Below are 9,056 nucleotides of genomic sequence, written 5' to 3'. Positions count from 1 at the left end.
GGGCGGGAAGACCCGGGAGGCGCGGCCGATGTCCAGGATCCGTCCTTCGCCGCCGAGGAGGACGGGGATGATGTCCGCGTCGCAGGCGATTTTCCGGGCGGTGGAGGCGGTGACGGGCCCGGTGAAGAGCAGGGTTCCGGTGTGCGCCTGAATTGTGCCTTCTCCGTTGGTGCTGGAGAGCCGGTCGAGGAGGTCGCGGTAGTCGATGGTGACCAGGACCTGCGGGCGGAGTCCTCCGGTCGCGGGCAGTGTGCCGGCGGCGAGGGCGACTTTGCAGCCGCCGACGAGGCCGTCGAGGAGTTTCTGCGGGCGCGAACGCAGGTCGAGCGGGACGTCAACGCCGTCGTTGGCGCCGTGGGTACCGTCGGCCGCTGCTGCTCGTTCCGGTTCGGTTTCTGTGCCGCCGGAGGGGCTCCCTGTGGGTGCTGGGGCGCTGGTGCGGGGGTTGGTGGCGGTGTTCATGACGGTGAGGAGGTGTTCGAACTGTCCGGCGGTCGCGAAGATCTCCAGGTGCTGGAGTCCGTGGCGGGGTTTGCGGATGAAGGCGCCCTGGAGCTGGCGCAGGAGTTCCTCGGAGGGCTCGGCGCCGTCCTGGTCCACCGCGTCAATCCAGCTCCGGGCCATGCGGGAGAGGAAGTCCGGGTCGTTCTCGGCCGCGGTGCGGGTCAGGGCGTGCTCCATCCGGGCGGCGGCCTCGGCGTCGCAGGCGTGCCGGACCCGGTCCAGGGCCAGGCTGATGATGGTCGCGGCGCGGGACGCGACCTCACCGGCGGCGACGGCCGCCCCGAGTTCCGCGTGCACGGCAGGCAAGGGTTCCCCGGCGAATCCTTGCCGCGGCAGGAGGGCCTCGCCGAGCGACAGCCGGCGGCGGGACTCCGCGGCGCTGATCCTCAGCCGCGCCCGCAGAAACTCCGCCGTGTTCCGGTAACCGTCATCCACGGCGGCACCTGAATCCGCCGCAGAACGAGCAACAGCGGCGGTCACGGCCACCGCGCCGGAAGCAGCACCGGAATCATCATCCGGCGCGGCGGGATCCCCGTAGCCGGTGTCATCTCGCCAGCCCGTGGTCCACGCCGTACCGGCCACCGTAGCGGTGGCCGCGGCCTGCTTCCTGGTCCGGTCCACGGCTCTGGCCGCCACGAGCTGCAAGTACTCTGCGATCCGTGAGATCTCCTCGACCGTGCCGGCGAAATCCGCCGCCTCCCGGAACCCCATGAACGCGGCGTCCCCTGCCGCCGTCGAACTCGCGTCCTGCAGCAACGCCAGGGCACTTTTCAGACCGTCCGTACTGACCGGTGAGTCGGTTGAGTGCAATCCCTCAACGCGTGCCGCACCGGAGTGCCCGGCCGGAGCCGTTCCCCGGCCTGGATCCTCGACGGTGATGAAGTCCTTGGCGGCTTTCATGGAACCATTCCATCAGGCAGCACCGACATTTTTCGCGACCCCGGCAACCCGCCCCGGTAGGGCCGGATTTCTACTGGCGGCACCGGACCGTCTGCACCGGAGTGCCCGGCCGGAGCAGTGCCGCCGGCCGGCTCCTCAATGGTGATGAAATCCTTGGCGGCTTTCATGGAACCATTCCATCAGCGAGCACCGACATTTTTCGCGACCAGAGGAACCCGTCCCCGAGCCCAGCCCAGGTTCCTCACGAAACCGGCATCGTTCCGTCATTGAAGCCTCTGATGGCACCAAAGCCGGGTTCGCACGACAGGGGAGAGGGCATAGATGCGGGCGGTCCCGTGAAGTTGGCAGCGGTCGCTGCACCCAGTTGTTCCTCGCCGGTACGAGTTGCGACCGATGCATCGAACTGGTTGCTTCGATGGCGGTCCCAGGGCCGTCGGGGGAGGTCCGTGCCGCCGGCCGGCGCGACCGTGCCTGCCCGGCCGCTTTCCGTCCGTTGCCGCCCCGGCCGGCACCTTCGTGGCTATGCCGTCCGACTCGTCCCCGCCACCCGGACCCGCCCCGGACGGCACCACTCGTGGCGATGCCGTCCGACTCGCCCCCGCTACGACGCCCCCGCCAACCCGCCCCACCACCCGCACCCACCCCGGAGGCCAGCCACCCACTCCCGGACCGATTCCCCGAACCCGTCCCGGCCCAACCCCCGAGTGCAACTAAACTGGACTGGATCCCGCCGCCGCCCACCGTAAGGACACATTGCACATGGCCATTTTGAATATCCGCATCATCGGGGATCCTGTGCTGCGCACAGTTGCCGATCCCGTGACGGAATTCGGGCCTGAGCTGGCGAAGCTTGTTGCCGACATGACCGAAACCATGGAGGACGTCGACGGGGCAGGCCTGGCCGCGCCGCAGGTCGGCGTCAGCCAGCGCGTTTTCACCTACCGCATTCATGGCGTCGAGGGACACATCATCAACCCGGTGCTGGAAAACAGCGAGGACTTGCAGCCCGACGAGGTCGAAGGCTGCCTCTCCATCCCGGGCCTGGGCTTCCCGGTCCGCCGGCACCGGCACACCCGCGTCACCGGCGTCGACCTGCACGGCAACCCCGTCACCGTGGAGGGCGAGGGCATGCTGGCACGTGCCTTCCAGCACGAAACCGACCACCTCGACGGCATCCTCTTCACCGACCGGCTGGAAGGCGAGGACCGGAAGACCGCACTGCGCGCCATCCGGAACGCCAACTACGACTCCATCACCGAGCAGACGACGGCGAAGCGCGCCAAAACGGTCGGCACCAGTTTTGGTTCCGGCACTGCAGGTCCGGGAAGCTTCGGCTCCTTCGGAAACGCCCAGTGAGGGTTCTCTTCGCAGGCACGCCGGCCGTGGCAGTGCCGTCCCTGGACGCCCTGGTCGCGGCAGGGTTCGACGTCGTCGCCGTCCTCACGCGCCCGGATGCGCCGCTGGGCCGCAAGCGTGTGCTGACGCCGTCGCCCGTTGCCGCCCGGGCCGCGGAACTGGGCATCAACATCATCCGCGCCGCCAAAGTCGACGCCGGGGTGACGGAGCAGATCGCGGCTGCCGCCCCGGACGTCGCCGCCATCGTGGCCTACGGCGGCCTCATTCCCCGGCCGGCCCTGGACCTTCCCCGGCACGGCTGGATCAACCTGCACTTCTCCCTGTTGCCGGCCTGGCGCGGCGCTGCCCCCGTGCAGCGGTCGCTGATCGCCGGCGACGACGTCACCGGTGCCGTCACCTTCCTGCTGGAGGAGGGGCTGGACACCGGCCCCGTGTTCGGCACCCTGACCGAAGCCGTGCAGCCCGATGACACCGCCGGTGCGCTGCTCGACCGGCTGTCGCACAGCGGCGCCGTGCTGCTGACCCAAACGCTGTCAGCCGTCGACGCCGGCCGGGCCACCGCCGTGCCACAGCAGGGCGAGGTCAGCCTGGCCCCCAAACTCACCCTCGAGGACGGCCGGCTCGACTGGAAGCAGCCCGCTTTGGCGATCGGACGGCGGGCGCGTGGAGTCACTCCCGAGCCCGGCGCCTGGACCACCCTCGACGGCCAGCGGATCAAGCTGGAACCGGTACGGCTGCGGCCCGGGGGACCGGCCCTGCAGCCCGGGCAGCTCGCCTTGGACGGCAAGAGCGTGCTCGTGGGAACCGGCTCCCACCCTGTGGAACTCACCCGGGTCCAGCCTTCGGGCAAGAAAATGATGACCGCCGCTGACTGGGCGCGCGGACAGGCAACACTTGAAAGCGTGGTATTCGAATGAGCGAGTCCGGGAGCGGCAGCGGCCGCGGCAACGGCCCCCAGCGCGGGGGATCAGGCGGCCAGCGCGGCTCCGGCCAAAGCGGCCAAGGCGGTCAGGGCGGCCAGGGCGGCCGCGGCCGGGACGGCAGCATGCGGAACGCGCAGGGCCGCGAACGCAACCGCGGACCGCAGCGCGGTTTCACTGAGAACGCGCCGTCCCAGCGCACCCGCCGGGCCGATCCCGCCCGGCTGGTGGCCTTCGAAGTGCTCCGCGCCGTCGCCGCCGAAGACGCCTACGCCAACCTTGTGCTGCCCGCCCGGATCCGGCACCACAACCTGGACAAGCGCGACGCCGGCTTCGCCACGGAACTGAGCTACGGGGCACTGCGCGGCCAGGGCACCTACGACGCGATCCTGGCCCGCTGCGTGGACCGGCCGCTGGACCAGCTGGACCCGGCCATCCTCGACGCGCTCCGGATCGGCGCCCACCAGCTGCTGGCCATGCGTGTCCCCGCGCACGCCGCGCTGGACCAGACCGTTGGCCTGGCCCGCGCCGTCATTGGTGCCGGACCGTCGGCCCTCATTAACGCCGTGCTGCGCAAAGTGTCAGCCCGCACCCTCGAGGAGTGGCTGGACCTGCTGCTCAGCGACGAGCCGGACGAAACGAAAAAGGCCGCCATCCGCTACGCCCACCCGGAGTGGATTGTCCGGGCGCTCCGGCAGTCCCTCGTGGCCCACGGGCGTCCCGTCAGCGAAATCAGCGACCTTCTCGAGGCGGACAACGCGGCACCGGTGGTCAACCTTGTGGCACTCCCCGGACTCGGCAGCCTGGACGAGGCCCTCGAAGGCGGAGCCACGCCCGGTGAACTCGTCGAAGGATCCGCGCTCTCCAGCGGCGGAGACCTCGGCCGGCTCGCGTCGGTCCGCGAAGGCACCACCCGCGTCCAGGACGTCGGCTCGCAGCTCGTCGCTCGGGCCATGGCCGCCGTCGATCTCCGTGGCAGCACCAGCAGCACCAGCAGCACCAGCAGCACCAGCGGGCCCGACGGCGACGGCGGCCCCGCGCCGGAAAGGGCCGAACGCTGGCTGGACATGTGCGCCGGCCCCGGCGGCAAGGCGGCCCTGCTCGGCGCCCTCGCCCGGGAACAGGGCGCCACGCTGCTGGCCAACGAACCGGCACCGCACCGCGCCAAACTGGTCCGGCAGGCCCTCGCCGCTGTGCCGCACGAGGTCTGGCATGTGCGGACCGGCGACGGCCGCGAGGTCGGCACGGAAATGCCGGAGAGCTTCGACCGCGTGCTGGTCGACGCGCCGTGCACCGGTCTCGGCGCCCTCCGCCGCCGTCCGGAATCGCGCTGGCGCCGGACCCCCAAGGACCTGACGGACCTCGGCCCGCTGCAGCGGGAGCTGCTCAAGTCCGCACTGGCAGCCGTGAAGCCCGGCGGCATTGTGGCCTACGTGACCTGCTCGCCGCACCCGGCGGAGACGACCGCCGTCGTCAGCGATGTGCTGCGCAAACGCGACGATCTCGAACTGCTCGACGCCGGCGCGGCGCTGGACAGCGTCAGCCTCACCGGCCACCTCGACGCAGGACACGAGCTCACCGCCCAGCTCTGGCCGCATGTGCACCGGACGGATGCCATGTTCCTGGCGCTCATCCACAAAAAGGCCTGATCAACAGGGAATACTGGGGGCACTGGAAGCTCTCGCTCTCAACAGGACGCCTCAGCAGAACGACAAGGATTTTCACATGGCCAAGTGCTGTATCAACCCGAGCATTCTCTCCGCCGACTTCGCCAACCTCGAAGCCGAACTGCATAGAATCAGCAACGCCGATGCGGTCCACGTTGACGTCATGGACAACCACTTCGTGCCGAACCTCTCGCTGGGGCTGCCGGTCGTTGCCCGCCTGCAGGAAATCAGCCCCGTGCCGCTGGATGCGCACCTCATGATCGAGCACGCGGACCGCTGGGCTCCGGCCTACGCGGACGCCGGGGTCGCCTCCGTGACGTTCCATGCCGAGGCCTCGATTGCGCCGATCAAGCTCGCCCGCGACCTGCGGGCCCGCGGGGCCAAGGCGGGCCTGGCGCTCCGTCCGGGCAGCGGTGTGGAGCCTTTCCTGGACATGCTCGGCGAGATCGACATGCTGCTGATCATGACGGTGGAGCCGGGCTTTGGCGGCCAGGAATTCCTGGACCTCACGCTGCCCAAGATCCGCCGTGCCCGCGCGGCCATCGATGCGTCCGGCCTGGATGTGGCACTGCAGGTCGACGGCGGCATCACAGCAGACAACATCTGGCGCGCTGCGGACGCCGGTGCCAACGTCTTCGTGGCCGGTTCCGCCGTCTACGGTGCCGACGACCCGGCCGAGGCGATCGAGCGCCTCCGCGCCGCCGGCCAGCGCTAACTGAAGCCGGCCAGCGCTGACTGAAAATGACGCACGCCGTAACATCACGCCTGCGGGAATAGCCAAAGCTGCCGTGCAGTTGTGCCAGAATAGCAAGACACATACGTGCTCCGGGGTCGGTGTAAGTCCGAACCGGCGGTTATAGTCCGCGACCCGCGAACCGGCGCTTCCCTCGGGAAGAATGCCGGCAAACGGTTGAACCGGTGGAATTCCGGTACCGACAGTTAAAGTCTGGATGAGAGAAGCACGTACAGCTGTTACTGCGGAGCCCTGTGGCGCCGCGGAAGTTCGCTGTCGTATACCCCCGGAGCCATCGCGGCTTTTGAGGGAAGGAACGACACACAAATGCGCTCTCTGCGATGGCTCTTCACCACCACTCCGGTTCTCGAAGGCCCGGTGGCAGGTTGATGAGCGTCAAGCACTCTCCACACGAAACGACGGACGACGCCGGGGCCCTGGCTCCCGCGGATCTCACCGATGCGCAGCTCACTGCTGCGGGCTTCAGCGCAGCCGAGGCCGCCGCCATGGATGCCGCCCTCGCAGCGGCCCTGCAAGGGCCGCGGGGCGCGAACCCGCTGGTTGGCGCCGTCGTGATCGCCCCCGACGGAACCCACTTGGTTACCGGCTACCACCGCGGGGCAGGCAGCGCCCATGCTGAAGCCGACGCGATTGACCAGGCGAAAGCCGCCGGCCACGACGTCAGGGGCACCACCATGGTGGTCACCCTTGAGCCCTGCAACCACTGCGGACGCACGGGGCCCTGCGCCCAGGCGATCATCGAGGCCGGTGTCGCGGACGTCGTCTACGCGATCGACGATCCGCACGACCCCGCGGCCGGCGGCGCGGCCACTTTGCGTGCCGCGGGAGTGCGCGTCCGCTCCGGGCTCGGCGCCGAAGCCGCCCTGGAACTGAACCGGCGCTGGTTCGACGCCGTCGCCGGCCGCCGGCCGTTCGTCACCCTGCATATCGCGCAGACCCTCGACAGCCGCATCGCCGCCAGCGACGGCACCAGCCAGTGGATCTCCAGCCCCGAATCGCTCGCCGACAACCACGCCCTGCGCGGACGGATCGACGCGATCCTCGTCGGGACGCAGACGGTGCTGGTCGACAACCCGCGCCTCACCGCCCGCGGCACCGACGGCGCACCTGCCGGCCGGCAGCCGCTGCGTGTGGTGATGGGCTACCGCGGGATCCCCGAGGGCGCAGCGATCAACGGCGACGACGGCAAGGTTCTCCACCTGCCCACCCGAGACCCGCTGGAAGCACTGGACGAGCTCTTCTCCGCCGGCGTCCGGCACCTCATGGTTGAAGGCGGCTCCCGGATCCTCAGCGCCTTCCTCGCCGCCGGACTCGTCGACGAGCTCATCGTCTACCTCGCCCCGACCCTCCTTGGCTCCGGAACCCCGGCGCTGGAGGACCTCGGCATCACCACCCTGGCTGATTCCCAGCGCTGGGAATGGGACCCGGCGTCGGGCGGTGCGGTCCAGCAGCTCGGCCGCGACCTCCGGCTGCATTTGCACCCCGCCCTGACACACACTTCATCCGCTTCAACCCAGCTCCGCGCCAGCGCGGACACCGCCGCAGGAGGCAACTGATGTTCACCGGAATAATCGCCGAGCAGGGAAAGGTGTTGTCCGTTGAGCGCAACGGCGACATCAGCGCCACCGTCCGGCTCCACGCGCCGGGCAGCACCGACGGACTGGCCCTTGGCGGCTCCATCGCGGTCAACGGCGTCTGCCTCACGGCCACGGACATCGACGGCAAGGACTTCAGCGTCGATGTCATGGGCGAGACGCTCACCCGCAGCACCATCGGCGAACTCGCCGCGGGGGACCCGGTCAACCTGGAGCGTTGTGTTCCGGCCGGCGGACGGCTCGACGGCCACGTCGTCCAGGGCCACGTCGACGGCGTCGGCCAGCTGCTTGAGCGCGAGGCGCTGGGCAACTGGGACCGGCTCCGCTTCGGCGTTCCCGGAGGGCTGGCACGCTACATCGCTGAGAAGGGCTCCATCGCGGTCGACGGCGTTTCGCTGACGGTGACCGCCGTGAGCCCGGCCAATGACCAGGCGCCGTGGTTCGAAGTGGGGCTGATCCCCACCACGCTGGCAGACACCGGCCTGGGCGGGAAAGCAATCGGCGGCCAGGTAAACCTCGAAGTGGACGTCCTGGCGAAGTACACTGAGCGCCTGCTCGCGTTTTCCGGGACAGCGGCCGGCGCGGCAGCCGGGGGAGCAGCAGTACGCGCAGAGGGGGCGACAGCGTGAACAACGTCAAGGACATCCCCGCCCGGCCCCTCCTCACTGACGCCGCCGACGCCGCGCTGCCAGCGGAACTCGCCCCCGCAGTCATCCCGCCGGCCGGCCTCGACCTGATCGAAGACGCCATCAGCGCGATTGCCGCCGGGCGCCCCGTCCTGGTGGTCGACAACGAGGACCGCGAAAACGAAGGCGACATCATCTTCGCCGCGGAGCACGCCACCCCGGCCCTGATGGGCTGGACCATCCGGTACAGCTCCGGCGTCATCTGCGTACCGCTCGACGGCGGCCGCGCCGACGCCCTCGCGCTGCCGCCGATGGTCGAAATCAACGAGGACGCCAAGGGCACCGCCTACACGGTGTCCTGCGACGCCGCGGTGGGCGTCAGCACCGGAATCTCCGCCACGGACCGGGCCCTGACGGCCCGGATCCTGGCCGATCCCGAGAGCGAGCCGGCGGCCCTGACCCGTCCCGGGCATGTTTTCCCCCTCCGCGCCGTTAAAGGGGGAGTGCGGGAACGTCCCGGGCACACCGAGGCAGCGGTGGAGCTGTGCCAGCTCGCCGGACTCGAGCCCGTCGGTGTGATCGCAGAAGTGGTACACGACAACGGAGAGATGATGCGGCTGGACGGACTTCGCGGCTTCGCGCGGGAGCACGGCTGCCCGCTGATCTCGATTGCCGACCTGGTTGCTTATCTTGAGGCCCGGCAGCCCGCCGGCCACGCAGCAGATCCCGCGTGA

9 protein-coding genes and 1 riboswitch are annotated in these 9,056 nt (G+C 69.9%); of the genes, 7 read left to right on the top strand and 2 right to left on the bottom strand.

Annotation, left to right across the window (positions count from 1 at the left end; genetic code table 11):
* Together AB4Y67_RS17515 and AB4Y67_RS17510 are read right to left on the bottom strand one after the other, a co-directional pair.
* The coding region (locus AB4Y67_RS17515; RefSeq protein WP_441407027.1) for a DUF222 domain-containing protein at positions 1-1,404 on the bottom strand (1,404 nt) is incomplete at its 3' end.
* Complete coding sequence (locus tag AB4Y67_RS17510; RefSeq protein WP_441407026.1) at positions 1,401-1,571, bottom strand: hypothetical protein; 171 nt, start codon at positions 1,569-1,571, stop codon at positions 1,401-1,403. The genes AB4Y67_RS17515 and AB4Y67_RS17510, both read right to left, overlap by 4 nt.
* A gap of 592 nt (positions 1,572-2,163) precedes the next feature.
* Between AB4Y67_RS17510 and def the strand changes: the two genes are divergently transcribed.
* From def to ribB, 7 genes are all read left to right on the top strand, one after another.
* Entirely contained in the window at positions 2,164-2,760 is a 597-nt protein-coding gene (gene def / locus AB4Y67_RS17505) for a peptide deformylase (protein ID WP_441407025.1), read from the top strand.
* Entirely contained in the window at positions 2,757-3,677 is a 921-nt protein-coding gene (fmt, locus tag AB4Y67_RS17500) for a methionyl-tRNA formyltransferase (RefSeq protein WP_441407024.1), read from the top strand. Before def ends, fmt begins: the two co-directional genes overlap by 4 nt.
* A complete protein-coding gene (locus tag AB4Y67_RS17495; protein ID WP_441407023.1) occupies positions 3,674-5,329 on the top strand; it encodes an RsmB/NOP family class I SAM-dependent RNA methyltransferase in 1,656 nt (551 codons plus the stop codon). The genes fmt and AB4Y67_RS17495 overlap by 4 nt, the downstream gene beginning before the upstream one ends.
* Positions 5,330-5,405: 76 nt before the next feature.
* Positions 5,406-6,062, top strand: a complete 657-nt coding sequence (gene rpe / locus AB4Y67_RS17490) for a ribulose-phosphate 3-epimerase (RefSeq protein ID WP_441407022.1) — start codon at positions 5,406-5,408, stop codon at positions 6,060-6,062.
* A gap of 101 nt (positions 6,063-6,163) precedes the next feature.
* Positions 6,164-6,314, top strand: a riboswitch (FMN riboswitch).
* A gap of 272 nt (positions 6,315-6,586) precedes the next feature.
* Complete coding sequence (gene ribD / locus AB4Y67_RS17485) at positions 6,587-7,657, top strand: bifunctional diaminohydroxyphosphoribosylaminopyrimidine deaminase/5-amino-6-(5-phosphoribosylamino)uracil reductase RibD (protein ID WP_441407029.1); 1,071 nt, start codon at positions 6,587-6,589, stop codon at positions 7,655-7,657.
* Positions 7,657-8,325: a riboflavin synthase gene (locus tag AB4Y67_RS17480; protein ID WP_441407021.1), complete on the top strand. Its 669-nt coding sequence runs from the start codon at positions 7,657-7,659 to the stop codon at positions 8,323-8,325. The genes ribD and AB4Y67_RS17480 overlap by 1 nt, the downstream gene beginning before the upstream one ends.
* Before the next feature lie 56 nt (positions 8,326-8,381).
* Positions 8,382-9,056 (top strand): 3,4-dihydroxy-2-butanone-4-phosphate synthase, encoded by a 675-nt coding sequence (gene ribB / locus AB4Y67_RS17475; RefSeq protein WP_441407028.1) that lies wholly within the window; start codon positions 8,382-8,384, stop codon positions 9,054-9,056.

Source organism: Arthrobacter sp. YAF17 (assembly GCF_052113365.1).
Taxonomy (GTDB): Bacteria; Actinomycetota; Actinomycetes; order Actinomycetales; family Micrococcaceae; genus Arthrobacter.
Note: the sequence above shows the minus strand (reverse complement) of the source record. Positions and strands in the feature narration are given on the sequence as shown.